Here is a 16301-nt window from a genome sequence, read left to right on the forward strand (position 1 = left end):
GGAGTGGGATGTATGCGATACGAAATGGGTTTATATAATAAACCGTTTCAGTCAATTCAATCAGGAAAAAAAGTATATGAAGTACGCCTATACGATAAAAAACGTCAACTAATAAACAAAGGCGATGAAATCGTATTTACGAATCTTACGACGACAGAAATGATGACGGTAAAAGTAACGGAAATAAAGCGATACGAGAGCTTTAAATCTATGTATGAACAAATTGATAAAAAATTATTGGATTGTGAGAATGATAGTTTAGAGGAAATGTTAGAAAGTACATACAAAATATATACGAAAGAACAAGAAAAAGAGTGGGGAACAGTCGCGATTCGTATTGAGGAAATAAAATGATAAGAAATCGCGGGGCGGCTATCATTGTACAGGAAGGGAAAATTGCTCTTATAAAACGTATTCGAGAAGAGGAAACATATTATGTTTTTCCTGGCGGAGGGGTTGAGGAAGGTGAAACGCCTGAAGAGGCAACGAAAAGAGAGGTATATGAAGAATTAGGGCTACATATAAAAGTGGAGCACCTTATTGCAAAGGTAAAATATAAAGGAAATGAATATTATTATGGTGCCTATATTACAGGCGGAGTGTTCGGAAGTGGAACAGCTGAGGAATTTCAGCGGGAAGGTAGAGGAAGTTATATTCCGTTATGGCTACCGATAAACGAGTTGGAAAAAGTGAATATAAAACCTTATGAAGTGGTCGGAAATATATTTAATCATTATAAAATATAACGTCTGACAACATACAAAAAAAACCATTGACATAGGCTTCTGATTTAAGTATTGTATTCGAGTATGTTTATAATCAGGAGGTTTATATGAGCAATCAAACTACTACACATCATGTGAAAATGACAACAGCGGATCCATCTGGAATTGGTCTATTTGGATTAGCAATGGTAACACTTGTAGCATCATCTCAAAAGTTAGGCTTAACAGATGGCGTTTCACTTGTATTACCATGGGCAATCTTTTTAGGAGGATTTGCACAAATCTTTGCTTGCATTCACGATGCAAAGCATAACAATACATTCGGTACGACAGCATTTGGTGCGTACGGCCTATTTTGGTTAGGTGTTGGAATGACTTGGTTAATTCAACTTGGAGTATTTGGCGAAAAATTAGCACAAGCTGCAGATTCAAAACAGCTTGGTGTAGCCTTTATCGGATATTTGATTTTCACAATCTTTATGACGATTGGTGCAATGGAAACACATAAAGTATTATTTATGATCTTTGTCCTTATTGATTTCTTATTTATTGGTCTTTCATTAAGTACTTTAGGTGTTATGCCGCACGCAATGCATAATTTAGCAGCATATTCTGAACTTCTTATTTCATTATTATCTTTCTACGGTTCAGCAGCAGCAGTGTTAAATACACACTTTGGAAAAGTTGTTTTACCAGTAGGAAAGCCTTTTGGTATTTTTAAAAAGTAATAAAAAAGCACAGATGATTGTATAGTCATCTGTGCTTTTTTATTTATCCCGCTATTTGCCGGGCAGTAAGACCCCCCACCTCAAAATTCAGTGGAAGCAAAGAAGTTAGGTGAGGGCCCTGCTGCCCGTAAAAGTCCGATTGGTTCAACTAATAATGAGTGGGGGATGAACAAAACTCCCACTCATTAAAGTTTCACTTTATTTGAAATAAGTAATATAAATAAAAGTAGAAAAAATCAATTGAAATTGATTCTCATTATTAATATAATGAGAATGAGAATCATTTATTGTTAGAGGGGGATGCCAAAGTGGCAAAAATTTTAATAGCTTATGCAAGTATGTCAGGAAATACAGAGAGTATTGCTGATTTAATTAAAGTTAGTTTAGATGCTTTTGATCATGAAGTAGTATTGCAAGAAATGGAAGGCATGGATGCTGAAGAATTATTAGCTTATGATGGAATCATTTTAGGATCTTATACGTGGGGCGATGGTGAATTACCATTTGAAGCGGAAGATTTTCATGAGGACTTAGAAAATATAGATTTAGCTGGGAAAAAGGTAGCGGTATTCGGATCAGGTGATACGGCGTATGAACTATTTTGTGAAGCGGTAACGATATTTGAAGAACGTCTTGTAGAACGCGGTGCAGAGCTTGTACAAGAAGGGCTGAAAATTGAATTAGCTCCAGAAGATGAAGAGGATGTTGAAAAATGCAGTAATTTTGCAATTGCATTTGCTGAGAAGTTCTAAGAATGGGAGTGTCAACGTGGAGACAATGTTAAGTGCAACTGCTATTGCAAAGTTAAGAGATGGAAAACTGTTGTTAGCTACTACATATAATGGCTTATTTATTGAACAAGACGGAGAATGGAAACGAATTTTAAATGGTTTTCAAAAACGAATTAGGGATTTACATAGCGAAGATAATGTAGTTTATGGTGTAGGTGACGAAGGGATTTTTATTCGTAGTATGAATGGTGGAGAGAACTGGACAATTCAGCGTTTTCCAACAAAAGCAACGAGTTGGAATGTATGTAGCAATGTACAAGGAACTGTCATTGCTCATGGAGAAAAAACGCTGTATCTTTCTAATAATTTCGGTTCGACATGGGAGACTATTCATCCGTTTCTTGAGTATGGCAGTGCGGCACCGTCTATTCGATCGTTATTTTTATATAAGCATTACTTATTTATTGGTACGAAAATACATGCTAAATATGGTGGTGTTTGGCTCTTTGATTTGAAGACACGTAAATTAAAGAGGATTAAAATTGCGATGAATCAAATGATCTCCGCGTTGACTTTACACAATTCTTATTTAGTAGCGGCAAGTGGATCGTGCAAGGGAGTTAGCGGGAATATTTCTTATTGTAAAATAGATGAAAGTATTGCGAGTGAAAAAATATATTGGCATACATGTCAAAGTGAGCAGAAAGCAAGTAGTTATTTAGACTTAAGTGTAGATCAACATGTTTTATATACAACTTCAACACAAAATAAGGCGGGTATTAGTAGTGTGTGCCGTGTGCTTCTTGACGAAGGTATTGTTACAGTATGTGATTCAGTTAAAGGGCACGGATGGCGCATTGTTAATCAAAAAGATGGTTATGTAGTAGCCGGATCAGGCGAATTAAAAGCAATGCAGTGGGAACAAAAAATAATTTAAGAAAAAAACTTTACTTTTATTATATTGATATGATATAGTGTATTTAAACCATTTTACTTTTAATAATATAGAGATTTAAATGAGCTGTAACTTCCGAGGAGGATAGCAATGTTAAATCTCCTCAGGGGTTGCAGTTTTTTAATATCTGGCTTATTATTGTAAGGTGGTTGAAAATGAATATGTACATATAGGTACATTGTAGGAGGATTTTTTTCATGCAAAACGGTAAAGTAAAATGGTTTAACTCAGAAAAAGGTTTCGGTTTCATCGAAGTTGAAGGCGGAGAAGACGTATTCGTTCATTTCTCAGCTATCCAAGGCGAAGGCTTCAAAACTTTAGAAGAAGGTCAAGAAGTTACTTTCGAAGTAGAACAAGGTAACCGTGGACCTCAAGCTACTAACGTAAACAAGAAGTAATTTTTGAAAAAAGAAGGGCTCGCCCTTCTTTTTTTTGCATTTTTATAGATGTCCTCCTACTTACATATCATAACGAGACTGAATTTTCATTTATTTATTCGGAGTATTTTTGTATAAAGTACATGAATAAATAAATACTGAAAATAGAGTGTTTGTGTGAAAAGGAATTTAGAAAGAGGTAAATAAATTGAAAAACGCTACACATTTCATTGTGTTTGATATTGAGAGGAATTTCAGACCGTATAAATCAGAAGATCCGTCAGAAATAGTTGATATCGGAGCTGTAAAAATAAAAATAGGTACAATGAAGATAATTGAAGAGTTTTCGGAGTTAGTAAAACCAAGTGCACGATTAACTCGTCATACGACAAAATTGACTGGAATTACAAAGGAAGATTTAATTGGTGTAGAAAAATTCCCTCAAATTGTAGAGAAATTTATTCAGTTCATCGGCGAAGATTGTATATTTGTTTCATGGGGAAAAGAAGATTATCGCTTTCTATCTCATGATTGTGCATTACATGGTGTTGAATGCCCAAGTATAGAAAAAGAAAATAGAATTGATTTGCAAAAATTTGTTTTCCAAGCGTATGAAGAATTATTTGAACATACGCCAAGTTTACAATTTGCAGTAGAACAGCTCGGTTTAACATGGGAAGGGAAACAGCACCGAGCTCTAGCAGATGCTGAGAATACAGCAAATATACTTCTTAAAGTATATAGCGAGAGAGATATTCATAAACGGTACAAAAGACATGGCGAACTGGAACTTGTAAAGGACGGGAAACTAACGGAAAAAGCGAAAAAAAAGATGCGAAAATGGGTGTTTAAAGAACTAAAGAAAAATACAGAACGCTCTTTTGAATGGAGTACATTTGAAAGTAGTGACACGTGGGAAAGTATTACGGAAAGATATTATATAAGTGAAAATACAGTAGAACTGCTGAAAAAACATTTTCGTACGGCAGTGCGAAAAGCAGAACGGCAGATTAGGTATTTGGCTGAGATGGAGGAGAATGTAGAGGTTAAATGACATTCTCCTTTATTTCTAGCTACATAAATTTAACATCATTATATTGATGGATGAATAAAGTATTCATATTAAATAGGAATTGATTTGTTGTGATTGGGCCATTATAATTGCTTTGAAAATTAAGGGGCGGTAAGAATTTTTAAATACATTCATAAAATTAGAGCCCATAGAAATGAAAGAGGATACAGTTAAATGGAAGCAATCTTTAACATTGTAACAGTTGTAGTTTTGGGGATAATATTTACCACGCTATCAGCAGTAATTATACTTCCTTTCATAGCAAAGAAGAAGAATTGGAAAAAGCTTAATATATCTTTAAAGCGTGGTGTATTAAAGATTAAAATCGAAGAGTAAAATATGAGTTTTATACAAGGGAGGTGTGATAGTGATAGACTTGGATATTAAAGACGTCACCGTACAGATGGAATTAAACGGTGTCTTTTGGAATGAGGATGGGGTTGCTGAAATGACGGTGACTACAAAAGCTGAGCATTCTCTTCTTCTTCGTTTAGTAGTTGACTTAAAAAGTAAAACTATTAGGGCGACAAGTGCCGACATAGTAAATGGATTCTGCCCTCTGTGCAAACAGAAAAAGGACAAATGTAGTGAACTTAATGACTTGCAAAACAAAATGGAAATTTTAGAAGAAGCCTACGATTGGGTGAGAGAGCATCCGGAATATCGTTTTCAATTATCTTTTTACGAGTATAATAAATTTGAGGTAGTGAAGTGAAGTTTTCATTTTACCAACATACATAGTGACTACTCTAATGGAAATACGCTTGCACAACAAGGAAGGAATTTACTTGATTCTGCGACAATTGATATCTTGAATCAATAATAATTTTTAAAAATAAGCATATTTTTGTTATAAATCAGGAAAAACGATTCTATTAAGAATCGTTTTTTAATATAAACATCAACTAAGCTCAAAATAAAAGAGCGCTTATTAAAAGCGCCCAATAAAAACAGATATATGGAAGGATTTATTCAATCCCGTTCGGATCATACGAATACTGTTGCTTATTCTCAATCCGCTCAATCACATCTTGCAGCTCATCTGGCTTCAGAAACTCAATAGGAGAGAAGCCCTTTTCAAATGTAAGTGTGTCTGCTTCAATCATAAGTACATATCGGTCATTTACCTTCGCAATATGTATTTGATCCCCGAAATCAGCAAGTAACGCCTTCACAGAGATATGGTCTGCTTTTAGCTTTAATTCCACTTCAGGAGCATGCTCAACGATTTGAGCGGTAGCTTCCATTACTTCTTCGGTTGAAAATTGTTCCATAATTTCGCGTTTCGGACTGGCAGCCCATACTTCCATCGCTTGGTCGAATTGTTCGCGTTCTTCTGTACCTTCTTCAAATACATCTTCAATTTGGTCGTATACCATGTCCATTACTTGTGTTTTCATAATTTCAGGCATAGAGCGTTCATATTCGACGAATTTTAAGAAGTCTTCAAAGTAGCGGGCGTGTGATGCTTGGTGAATTTTTAATTCGCCCACTTCGACCATACCTTCTTCAGGCATGTACGGATATTGGATAGATTTCATATTCTTTGTTGTGATGGCCATTTCAACGTTACGAATCAGTGTTGATTCATCAGAAATAGAAGCCACCTTTGGTTCGAAGTCGCATTTCATTACAAATACGAATGGATCATCAAAGTATTTGCGTAGTTTTGCCTGAGCAATTAAAAATACACCACCGCGTACAGCGCTTGTGTCAAGATATGTATAAACGAGAGGTTCGCTCATATCTTTAAAGTTTTCCTTTGTTTCTGCAAAGCGAATACGATTAAAAAGGTTGTAATGAGGGTTTGAATCAAGTTCGTGCCCTTCTTCTACAATAAAGCGACCAATTTTTGTTGGGGCTTGTTCGGTTTTTGCATGACGTTCTACTTTTCGCTTCGATATTTTTAATAACTCACCATTCAAAAATTCTTTTAAGGAGCTATCTTCATACTCTTCAGCGTCTAAAGTTTGAAAATGTTTGTAGCGTTTATCAACTGCTTCACCTTTTCCTTCTACTTGTACAACATAAAAGGAAAGATAATTTATTTCAAAATCCATATTTATCACCTTGTTTCATTTCATTAACTCTTATCAGTATAGAGATGGAAAAAACTTTCGTCAATTTATATAAAGGAAGGGGGAGCCCCTTCCTTTATATAATTTTTATCCCGCTATTTGCCGGGCGGGCTGCCCGTAAAAGCCCGATTGGTGAAGGCTGATTAAAGTTTCACTTTATTTTCTCGATTAAAATCCGTCTTCTAATGCTGCGAATGGAATGTTTAGTCTGTTTTCTACTGTGCGTAAACGTTGGTTTAAGCGGTTTAGTCTACGTGTATGGCGCTCAACTGTATTTTCTAGTTGACGTACTCTTTGTTCAAGCTCATTTACGCGTCTTTCTAATTGACGATTTCCAGTGCCAGGAAAAGAGATTGGAAGTTGGAATTGTCTATTTTGGTCATATGGATTCGTTTGCTCTGCTTGATCTATATAAGATTGGTATTGTGCTTGTAAGTCATACTGTGGTTGTTGGTACGCATATTGATTATATGGATCATATGGATTGTAGGGATACATAATAACATCCTCCATTTCTTTAAAATAGGTTGAATTCACCATAATGTATGTGCAAAAGCGGAGCGGTGGCACGGCAAATACCTATTTATGTTGAGGGATTTTTCTTTATAAAAAATAGCTTGAGGGTTTTTGATTTGTATTTCTTTTGCTTAATGGTATATACTGGATAAAAGGGAGAGTTTACATAAAAGTTACAATTCTATCAAACTCAAATTTTTATGTAAATATGTATAGACATTTGTAAAAGAAAAGAGTAATTTATATAGAGTGAAAAATAACTTGTAACATTTTATAAACATATTGTAAAATGATTGTAACAAAACATACATAAAAATGAAATAAATACATAATAGTGATGTTGGGGAAAGGGAGAGAGTATATTGTTCCGTAAAGTAAAGGGTATATTAGTTGGGGTGTTATGTGTAGCTGTAGTGAGTGGCTGTGGTACAAAAGTAAGTGATGTTGCATTGGTAAGTGATATTGGTGGGCACACTGTAGAGGCTAAAGCAGAAGTGCAGGATACTATTAGTTTAGTTGATGGTCGAACTGGTACTGAAGTGAAAAAATTAGATTTATCTGGTTTAGGCTATTTTGAAGATGAAGCGAAATTTAAAAAGTCTGTAACAAAGGTTGTTGGTGAGGTTGGAAAAAGCGTCGACAAAAAAATGGTTCCTTCACGTATAGCACCTGATGGAAGTTGGCAAGAAGGAAAACCTTCTTATGAATTAATGGAAAAAGAATTAGTAGATAAATTGTTAAATGTGGGTATGTGGGATGCTACGTATCAGTTGCCGATCGTGGAGAAAAAACCAGTCGCAACATTAAGTGATGCGCAAGGAAATGGTACGGTAATTGGTAGATATGAAACGAACTTAGGCGGTTCAACAGGTGGCCGTATTGAGAATATTCGTTTGTCAGCAGCGAGCATAAATGGAGTTGTGTTAGCAAAAGGAGACCGTTTCTCTTTTAATTCATTAATCGGTGATACAACACCAGACAAAGGATATCAATTAGGGAAAGAAATAGTTGATGGTAAATTAGTAGATGGATACGGTGGTGGTGTTTGCCAAACATCTTCAACTTTATACAATGCAGCAGATCAAGCTGGCCTGAAAATGGTGGAGAGAACTACACATTCTAAAACGGTAGGTTATGTTCCTCAAGGAAGAGATGCTACAATTGCATATCCATATTTAGATTTAGTATTTGAAAATACGAATGATGCACCTGTGAAGCTTTATATGGGCATTCAGGGTGGAAAGCTAGTTGCTGAAGTACATAAAATGAGATAAGCGTTAAAAAGCCCCCTTTTCTGAAAGTTAGAAAAGGAGGCTTTTTTTATTATGAAAATAAAAATGTATGTAAATTCTGACTTTTCTTATTTACATAGGATGATTTTAGTTGTATCCTTCATAGTAACGGTTATATGTAATGGTAAAATATAGGGATAAGGAGATGAAGTTATTCATGGTACGAATTCATCCGAAAACACGTATTGGTCATGTTGAATTTAAAGTGAAAGATTTAGAGCGTCAAATTGCTTTTTATAAGAATGTTGTAGGATTAGAGGTAATTAAGCAAGAGGGGAATAAAGCATATTTAGCAGGAAAAGGTAGTAAGAATACATTACTTGTTCTTGAAAAGATAGAGGAAGGGGTACTGCAAGAACCGCGTACGACTGGTATATATCATGTAGCCTTTTTAGTTCCGACTCGTGAAGCTTTTGCTTCTGCACTATTTGGGGTTCTTCGTAATAAGAATGTAATTGACAGCCCGGATGAGCAAGAAGGGCGTTATACATATTCAAATGAAATTTTACCAATTTCAAGGTTTAATAGTGCAAGTGATCATACATATAGCGAAGCGTTTTATTTGCAAGATCTAGAGGGGAATGGTATTGAAATTTATGCAGACCGTCCGCGTGATCAATGGGGAGAAGGACCAGGAGGAAGTACGCCACTAGATTTAAAAGAGCTGGCAACACTCGTTGATTATGAGGCTGATGGATTACCTGCTAATACTGTCGTTGGGCACGTACATTTACGAATAGCTGATGTAGAAAAATCACACGAGTTTTATGTAGAGACAGTAGGGTTTGAAGTGCAACAACGTGAAGATGACTGCTTATTCATTTCTGCAGGAGGATATCATCACCATATCGGTGCAAATACGTGGAACGGAGTAAATAATCCACACCCACCAGTACATGCAACTGGACTAAAGGTATATACAATTGTACTACCGCATAAAGAAGCGTTAGATGCAGTGAAAGAAAGATTAATAGAAAAACAACATGAAATAAATGAAACTACAAATGGGTTTACGGTAGTAGATCCAAGTGGTATTACAGTGCAGTTTGAAATAGAAGCAGTGTAAAATAAGCGAGAAAGTGTATAATCACTTTCTCGCTTATTTGTGATCATTCATAGCTCAATCCAATATCTTCTTACTACATTCCCATCTTCCTCAGTGAAATCATCATCACGAAGCCCGCCGTTATGTAAAATCGTTTTTTCAGAAGCGGTATTCACTGCGTCGCAAACGACAAGTACTTTCGTGATGTCTAATTCCTTCGTTTTTTCTAATGATAATGCTAGTAATTTCGTAGCATAACCTTTTCTTCTTTCAGAAGGGCGAATGCCATAACCGATATGACCGCCAGCGTTAAATAGATGTTCAGTTAAACTATGACGTATATTAACAGCTCCGACAATTCTATTATTATTTGTAACGAGCCAATATGTAGAATCTGGTACCCAAGTTTCAGGGATATTTATTCCGTTATGCGCATCGAGAAGTTCTTGAACCATAGCTGGGAAGTTAGCAGGATTTTTTGAGATAACCCACGGGATCATTGTTTCACCGCTATCTTTCCATTCGTTATAGAAATCTAAGTATTCTTCTTGTAAATCAGTAGTAGGTGTAAGTAACGAGACGTTCATTGTTAGTAAGCTCCTTTGTTTATGTAGTATTTATAAAAAAATTATGACACAAAATGAAAGCGTTTTCTTAAGTTTCTCAACCTAATTTCATGTAATTCACCTTTGATTTTTTAGAAAATTAGTGAAGATTTAAAATTAGAAGTTATTTATTTTATGTTAATATTTTAAATATTAACATAAAATGGTCGGAGTATTAAGTGTATTTTAGTGGTATTCCTTCATGTTGATAAATGGATGTTTGTGATAATTTTTGTTTTATCTATCTATAATGAATGAAAGGGGGAAGTGCCCGTGAGTGTAGATTTTGATTTTATTATACGAATCGGTGTTGCTGGCTTGTTAGGAGCAATGATTGGTATTGAAAGAGAAATTCGATCGAAAGAAGCTGGATTAAAGACTCATTTCCTCGTAGCGGTAGGAAGTGCGTTAATAATGGTTGTTTCGAAATATGCCTTTTCAGATATTGTGTATGAAGAGCATACGTCTCTAGACCCAAGTCGGATTGCAGCACAAGTCGTTAGTGGAGTTGGTTTTTTAGGTGCAGGCACAATTATTATTCAAAAGCAGGCGGTGAAAGGATTAACGACCGCGGCTGGTTTATGGGCTACTGCCGGCATAGGATTAGCAATTGGAGCGGGAATGTATGTAGTAGGGATTGGAGCGACGATTCTCGTTTTAATTGGTTTAGAAATTGTGAGTCGTATTTTTAAGGTGCAATTTTTATTTCCACAAAATATAACGGTGCAAATGTGTATAAATAAACATGAAGCGGTACAACAAATAGTAGAAACGCTACAAGTGAAAGGCATTCCAATAGTTTCATATGAGGTGGAGGCTTCACAGCAAGGTACAGAAACTGTTTATAAGGTAGGGATGCAACTGAAAAATATATCGTCAGAAGAAAAGAATGAGTTTATTCAGTATATGCAAACATTACCGGAAGTTACGTTTATAAAGTTAAAATCATAGTGTTGAAAACGAGGATAGATGTAGCAGGAATTTTGCTATTATCTATCTTTTTTGATATAAAACGCACATAAAGTCAAGTGCTAATTTTGCGCAGCAAGGATACATATGTGAACGTTCCCTTATTTTTTCTCAATACAGGACAAAAAGTAAAAATAGTAAAATAATGGAGCGGGACACTAAAAATGTAAGGTAGGGGAGAGTATGAAAGGCTATTCAAAAAAAATGTTAGTAGGGGTAAGTTTTGCTAGTTTAATGTTAGGGAGTTTTCAAGGGGTAAGTTTGGCAGAAGATACTAAGGGAGAGCAAGTTTCTTATCGAAATGTACTCAAAATGGAGCCAGTCGGTGTACAACTACCAGTACAAGAATTAGCTCATTCATCGAAATTGCTCGAAAGCAAGTCTTTTGAGCAAAGGATACAATTTGCTGATTTATCACAAAGACCGCCTGAGGTAAAAAAGGAAAGTAAGCAATTAGCTGTAGCGAAAACTTATACAATTGCTGAATTAAATCAATTAAGCAATCAGCAGTTAGTAGATTTACTTATAACCATTGATTGGGAGCAAATTACGGGGCTATTTCAGTTTAATACAGACAGTCTAGCATTCTATCAAAATGATAGTAGAATGCAGGCGATTATTGATAAATTGAAGCAGCAAGGACAAGCCTATACGAAGGATGATTCAAAAGGGATTGAGACATTAGTAGAGGTATTACGTTCAGGATTTTATTTAGGATTTTATAATTCGGAACTTAGTAAATTAAATGAACGGAGTTATCATGATAAATGCTTACCTGCATTAAAAGCGATAGCTAACAATTCAAATTTCAAGCTGGGTACATTAGAGCAAAATAGAGTGGTATCATCATACGGAAAGTTAATAGGAAACGCTTCGAGTGATGTGGAAACGATAACATCGGCTGCAAAGATTTTTAAACAATATAATGATAATTTCTCTACATTAGTAGATAATCTTTCAGCTGGAAATGCTATTTACGATATTATGCAAGGTGTTGATTACGACATTCAATCGTATTTGTACGATACGAGGAAAGCACCGAAAGATACAGTATGGTATCAGAAAATAGATAGTTATATTAATGAACTAAGTCGTTTTGCATTAATGGGAACGATTACCGCAAAAAACGGTTGGCTTATTAATAATGGCATTTATTATACAGGTAGGCTCGGTTCGTTCCATAGTACAGGAACGAAAGGATTACAAGTTGTAACAGATGCGATGAAAATTTATCCGTATTTAGGGGAGCAATATTTCGTAGCTGCTGAGCAAATCGCGACGAATTATGGCGGAAAAGATGCAAATGGTAAAGTGGTGAATTTAGATCAAATAAGAGAAGATGGAAAGAAAAAATATTTGCCAAAAACGTATATGTTTGATGATGGGGCAATTGTTTTAAAAGCTGGAGATAAAGTGACAGAAGAAAAAGTAAAACGTTTATATTGGGCGGCAAAAGAAGTGAAGGCACAATTCCATCGTACGGTTGAAAGTGATCAACCTTTAGAAAAAGGAAATCCTGATGATGTATTAACGATGGTTATTTATAATAGCCCAGCAGAATATCAGTTTAATCGTCAATTGTACGGATATGAAACGAATAACGGTGGTCTTTATATAGAAGGAACAGGTACGTTCTTTACTTATGAGCGTACGCCAGAAGAAAGTATTTATAGTTTAGAAGAATTATTCCGACACGAGTTCACGCATTATTTACAAGGTAGATATGAAGTACCAGGGTTATGGGGTCAAGGGAAAATATATGAAAATGAAAGATTATCTTGGTTTGAAGAAGGGAATGCTGAATTTTTTGCAGGGGCAACGAGAACGGATAATGTTGTACCGAGAAAGAGTATTATAGGAGGATTATCTTCAAACCCAGCAGAGCGTTATACGGCAGAGCGAACGTTAAATGCAAAGTATGGAACATGGGATTTCTATAATTATTCCTTTGCTTTACAATCGTATATGTACAATAAGAGATATGATATGTTTGATAAAATACATGATCTTATTAGGAAAAATGATGTAACAGCATATGATGCATATCGCTCTACATTAAGTAAAGATGCGAATTTAAATAAAGAATATCAAGATTATATGCAAATGCTATTTGATAATCGTGAGAAATATAACGTACCATTAGTATCAGACGATTATTTAGCAAATCATGCACCGAAACCAGTTTCAGATATTGCGGCAGAAATAACGGCGGAAGCAAAATTGAAAAATGTATCAGTGAAGAAAAATAAATCAAAGTTCTTTAATACATTCACACTACAAGGAACATATACAGGAACTGCAGCAAAAGGAGAATATGAAGATTGGAAAATAATTACACAAAACGTTAATGATACGTTAAAACGTTTAAGCGCAAAAGAATGGACAGGCTATAAAACGGTAACAGCATACTTCGTAAATTATCGCGTGAATGCATCAGGACAATTTGAATATGATGTTGTGTTCCACGGTATTAATACAGAAGAAGGTGCAGAGAATAAAGCGCCAGTTGCGGTTATAAACGGTCCGTATAGTGGAAATGTGAATGAAGCAATTTCATTTAAAAGCGACGCATCAAAAGATGAAGACGGGAAAATTACTTCATATAAATGGGAGTTTGGAGACGGTACTGTAAGTAATGAGCAAAATCCAACTCACGTATATACAAAAGAAGGAGCGTATACAGCGAAATTAACAGTAACAGACGATAAAGGAGCAACTAATACTGCTACAGCGACTGTAACTGTTCAAAAGAAAGAAGATAACAGTTTAGAAAAAGAACCGAATAACTCATTCCAAACAGCAAACAAACTGCAGTTAAATCAAGTTTTACGTGCTAGTTTAGGAAATGGAGATACAAGTGATTTCTTTGAAATTAATGTGGAGACTGCTAAAAATCTTCAAATTAACGTAACGAATGAAAATAATATCGGAATGAACTGGGTACTTTATTCTGAAGCAGATTTAAATAATTATGTTACGTATGCTCAGCAACAAGGGAATAAACTAGTAGGTAGTTACTACACGTATCCAGGGAAGTATTATTTACATGTGTATCAGTATGGTGGTGGAACAGGGAATTATACGGTGGAAGTAAAGTAGTAAAAGGGGAGTTGTCTTTTTTAATGAACGGCACAAGGTCTGTACTTTAATGAAAAAACAACTGTAGGAAATGTCCCTAACGATAATAACAAATTAAGTGTCGAGAGATGCTATATTTACATTAAACAAATCTAATTAGTAAAAGAGATAAACTATTATTTCATCCAGATGTAAGAAAAGTTATAAATATTAAGTGCGTTTACTGTAATTAAACTAAAGGATCAGAGTGTATCTGTAACAATAGATAAGCTCTGACCCTTATTATTTTATAAATTTAAGATAATTAATAAGTAAGCTAGCTAGCGGGATTCTTAAAATTCATTTATATAATTAACTAAACAGAAAATTTTTATCACATTGGCAAGGGATACTAATAGAAAAGCGTGTCCCTTTACCTAATTCACTCTCTATCTCTATATCTCCGTTTAATTCTCTAATAATACTATAAGCAATCATAGTACCAAGCCCAGTTCCTTTTTCTGTTGTTGAATAGAATGGCAAAGCAATTCGTTTTATTTGTTGAGATGACATCCCAATTCCTGAATCAATAATATCAATTATGATATTTCCTTTTACTTTTTGTATATTTATTTGTAATAATCCACCATTTTTCATAGCCTCAATTCCGTTTTGGATGATGTTGTTTAGACAGAGTTTGAATTTTTCGGGGTCCCCATTTATATAAAAGGAATCTGTACTATTTTGTTTGATTTCAACTTTGTATGATAGAGCGAGTGGTGAAATAGTATCTTTCACCTGATTTAAAATGTGATTAATATCTATTTTCTCTTTTAGGGTGTTCTGTGGTTTGGTTAAAGATAAATAGTTATTAATAGTAGATTGTATTTGCTGCATTTCAATTAACATGATTTCTAAGTATTGATCCTGAGATAGCTTAGAGGCATGTTTTTCATTTAATAATTGAGTGAATCCATGTACCGTGGTTAGTGGATTGTGGATTTCGTGTGCAATTGACGCCGCTAGTTCGCTAGCTATATAAAATTTTTCAGCCCGTTGCAGTTTTTCTTCCATTTTATATTTCTCAATCATTCCCTCTATTAAATAAACTGATAATAATACTGTGAAAATATTAATGACTATATAATTTAATAAAAATTCTATGAGAGTAGAGTCTATTTTCCCTCCTGTATTTATTTGAGTTACAATACCGCAAATAGAAAGTGAAGTTGTACATACTAAAATAAGGAGTAAGCTTAATAATACTTTTTTTTCTTTAATATACATAGGTAATAGGTAACGAAAGAGCATTGTTATACCAAAAATAATAGTGAAGATAATAAATGATGGAAGAACGCCATTTCCGCCTAAGTAAAACCGATAAGAAAGATATAAAATTCCTATAAAAATAATGTTTTTTGTATTTCCATATAGAAAAACTAATATAATAGGAATAAAACGTAAATCATAAATAAATCCCACATGTAAATGAAAAGGAAAAGTCATACAAAAAATAATAGCAATGGAGGAAAGGATAGAAAATAACATATTATTACATGTTGTTTTTTCTTTAAACTCTAGCCAAAATACGTGATAGCTAAGGATACAAATTATTATAATAAAGGTATTTAATAAAAGAGTAGAAATTCCCATAGTTTTGCATCTCCGATAGTTTGTAAGTAGAATTATGTATGAGTTGGACATAGATGTTTAGTATTAGTAGACTTTTTATCTAAAAAAGGAAGGGTACTTGAAAAACATGCTGTTATATTACTCGTATTAAAATTGATAAGGAAAATAGAAAAAATCTATTTAAATTTATGTACATATGAAATTATCAACTAACTTTTGTATGGGTAAAATCGGGATTTAGTTACTGATAAAATAATGTTTTTTAAGTATGAATATTCTGTGAAAATGATATGCGTGGTGACTTCTGTTTTGTAGCCTCCGTTATATTAACATGGAATATATCAAATTACAAAGTGAAATTTCAGAAAAATTTTATTAGTACATTTTATCTGAAATAGAAATGCTATTTATGTGAGTATTTTGGTACTTACTCGTATAAAACTTTGTTAGAAAAAGACTTTAAAATTTACATGTTTTTTATGAAGCGTAATATTGTAGCTTTATCTATGTAGGGTTCTC

At 34.3% G+C, this 16301-nt stretch carries 17 protein-coding genes; 13 read left to right on the forward strand and 4 right to left on the reverse strand.

Annotated features, from left to right (window positions below):
• The first annotated feature begins 12 nt into the window (after positions 1–12).
• The 9 genes from MR160_RS08380 to MR160_RS08420 all read left to right on the forward strand — a co-directional run bounded on the left by MR160_RS08380 (position 13) and on the right by MR160_RS08420 (position 5303).
• Complete coding sequence (locus MR160_RS08380; protein ID WP_001268365.1) at positions 13–354, forward strand: ASCH domain-containing protein; 342 nt, start codon at positions 13–15, stop codon at positions 352–354.
• Complete coding sequence (locus tag MR160_RS08385) at positions 351–746, forward strand: NUDIX hydrolase (protein WP_000620834.1); 396 nt, start codon at positions 351–353, stop codon at positions 744–746. The genes MR160_RS08380 and MR160_RS08385 overlap by 4 nt, the downstream gene beginning before the upstream one ends.
• Before the next feature lie 86 nt (positions 747–832).
• Entirely contained in the window at positions 833–1453 is a 621-nt protein-coding gene (locus MR160_RS08390) for an acetate uptake transporter (RefSeq protein WP_000070938.1), read from the forward strand.
• A 308-nt stretch (positions 1454–1761) separates the two neighbouring features.
• A complete protein-coding gene (locus MR160_RS08395) occupies positions 1762–2205 on the forward strand; it encodes a flavodoxin (protein WP_001062758.1) in 444 nt (147 codons plus the stop codon).
• Between the two features lie 16 nt (positions 2206–2221).
• Entirely contained in the window at positions 2222–3121 is a 900-nt protein-coding gene (locus MR160_RS08400) for a WD40/YVTN/BNR-like repeat-containing protein (RefSeq protein WP_000449483.1), read from the forward strand.
• Between the two features lie 215 nt (positions 3122–3336).
• Positions 3337–3537, forward strand: a complete 201-nt coding sequence (gene cspB, locus MR160_RS08405; protein WP_001179150.1) for a cold shock-like protein CspB — start codon at positions 3337–3339, stop codon at positions 3535–3537.
• Between the two features lie 187 nt (positions 3538–3724).
• On the forward strand, positions 3725–4570 hold the full coding sequence (locus MR160_RS08410; protein WP_000786425.1) for an exonuclease: 846 nt from the start codon (positions 3725–3727) through the stop codon (positions 4568–4570).
• Positions 4571–4762: 192 nt separating this feature from the next.
• Positions 4763–4924 (forward strand): hypothetical protein, encoded by a 162-nt coding sequence (locus MR160_RS08415; RefSeq protein WP_000387294.1) that lies wholly within the window; start codon positions 4763–4765, stop codon positions 4922–4924.
• A gap of 31 nt (positions 4925–4955) precedes the next feature.
• Positions 4956–5303 carry a hypothetical protein gene (locus MR160_RS08420; RefSeq protein WP_000566111.1) on the forward strand — a complete coding sequence of 116 codons (348 nt, stop codon included), beginning with the start codon at positions 4956–4958 and terminating at the stop codon, positions 5301–5303.
• 253 nt (positions 5304–5556) lie between these two features.
• Here the strand turns inward: MR160_RS08420 and MR160_RS08425 are convergent, their stop codons facing one another.
• A complete protein-coding gene (locus tag MR160_RS08425; protein WP_000345047.1) occupies positions 5557–6648 on the reverse strand; it encodes a DUF3900 domain-containing protein in 1092 nt (363 codons plus the stop codon).
• Between the two features lie 186 nt (positions 6649–6834).
• The gene (locus tag MR160_RS08430) at positions 6835–7164 is read right to left on the reverse strand and encodes a hypothetical protein (protein ID WP_000283711.1); all 330 of its coding nucleotides are present in this window, start codon (positions 7162–7164) and stop codon (positions 6835–6837) included.
• A 380-nt stretch (positions 7165–7544) separates the two neighbouring features.
• Here MR160_RS08430 and MR160_RS08435 point away from each other — a divergent pair, with 380 nt between their 5' ends.
• Positions 7545–8456, forward strand: coding sequence for a VanW family protein (locus MR160_RS08435; protein ID WP_000488994.1), 912 nt, complete (start codon positions 7545–7547; stop codon positions 8454–8456).
• A 175-nt stretch (positions 8457–8631) separates the two neighbouring features.
• Positions 8632–9540, forward strand: coding sequence for a VOC family protein (locus MR160_RS08440; RefSeq protein WP_086390854.1), 909 nt, complete (start codon positions 8632–8634; stop codon positions 9538–9540).
• A gap of 47 nt (positions 9541–9587) precedes the next feature.
• On the opposite strand, the gene MR160_RS08445 is transcribed toward MR160_RS08440, so the two are convergent.
• Entirely contained in the window at positions 9588–10106 is a 519-nt protein-coding gene (locus tag MR160_RS08445) for a GNAT family N-acetyltransferase (RefSeq protein ID WP_001103122.1), read from the reverse strand.
• A 291-nt stretch (positions 10107–10397) separates the two neighbouring features.
• On the opposite strand from MR160_RS08445, the gene MR160_RS08450 reads away from it, so the two are divergent.
• Entirely contained in the window at positions 10398–11075 is a 678-nt protein-coding gene (locus MR160_RS08450; protein WP_000109726.1) for an MgtC/SapB family protein, read from the forward strand.
• A 201-nt stretch (positions 11076–11276) separates the two neighbouring features.
• Positions 11277–14192, forward strand: a complete 2916-nt coding sequence (gene colA / locus MR160_RS08455; protein WP_000679516.1) for a collagenase ColA — start codon at positions 11277–11279, stop codon at positions 14190–14192.
• 330 nt (positions 14193–14522) lie between these two features.
• Here the strand turns inward: colA and MR160_RS08460 are convergent, their stop codons facing one another.
• Positions 14523–15803 carry a sensor histidine kinase gene (locus MR160_RS08460; protein ID WP_000513024.1) on the reverse strand — a complete coding sequence of 427 codons (1281 nt, stop codon included), beginning with the start codon at positions 15801–15803 and terminating at the stop codon, positions 14523–14525.
• Positions 15804–16301 lie beyond the last annotated feature (498 nt).

The sequence above is a fragment of the Bacillus cereus group sp. BfR-BA-01382 genome, assembly GCF_022663475.1.
Taxonomy (GTDB): Bacteria; Bacillota; Bacilli; order Bacillales; family Bacillaceae_G; genus Bacillus_A; species Bacillus_A thuringiensis_S.

Excerpts from the sequence above, each read along its gene's own strand:
- cspB (WP_001179150.1), top strand. The coding sequence starts at position 3,337 with ATGCAAAACGGTAAAGTAAAATGGTTTAACTCAGAAAAAGGTTTCGGT.
- MR160_RS08380 (WP_001268365.1), top strand. The coding sequence starts at position 13 with ATGCGATACGAAATGGGTTTATATAATAAACCGTTTCAGTCAATTCAA.
- MR160_RS08430 (WP_000283711.1), bottom strand. The coding sequence starts at position 7,164 with ATGTATCCCTACAATCCATATGATCCATATAATCAATATGCGTACCAA.
- colA (WP_000679516.1), top strand. The coding sequence starts at position 11,277 with ATGAAAGGCTATTCAAAAAAAATGTTAGTAGGGGTAAGTTTTGCTAGT.
- MR160_RS08425 (WP_000345047.1), bottom strand. The coding sequence starts at position 6,648 with ATGGATTTTGAAATAAATTATCTTTCCTTTTATGTTGTACAAGTAGAA.
- MR160_RS08415 (WP_000387294.1), top strand. The coding sequence starts at position 4,763 with ATGGAAGCAATCTTTAACATTGTAACAGTTGTAGTTTTGGGGATAATA.
- MR160_RS08440 (WP_086390854.1), top strand. The coding sequence starts at position 8,632 with ATGGTACGAATTCATCCGAAAACACGTATTGGTCATGTTGAATTTAAA.
- MR160_RS08390 (WP_000070938.1), top strand. The coding sequence starts at position 833 with ATGAGCAATCAAACTACTACACATCATGTGAAAATGACAACAGCGGAT.
- MR160_RS08385 (WP_000620834.1), top strand. The coding sequence starts at position 351 with ATGATAAGAAATCGCGGGGCGGCTATCATTGTACAGGAAGGGAAAATT.
- MR160_RS08460 (WP_000513024.1), bottom strand. The coding sequence starts at position 15,803 with ATGGGAATTTCTACTCTTTTATTAAATACCTTTATTATAATAATTTGT.
- MR160_RS08445 (WP_001103122.1), bottom strand. The coding sequence starts at position 10,106 with ATGAACGTCTCGTTACTTACACCTACTACTGATTTACAAGAAGAATAC.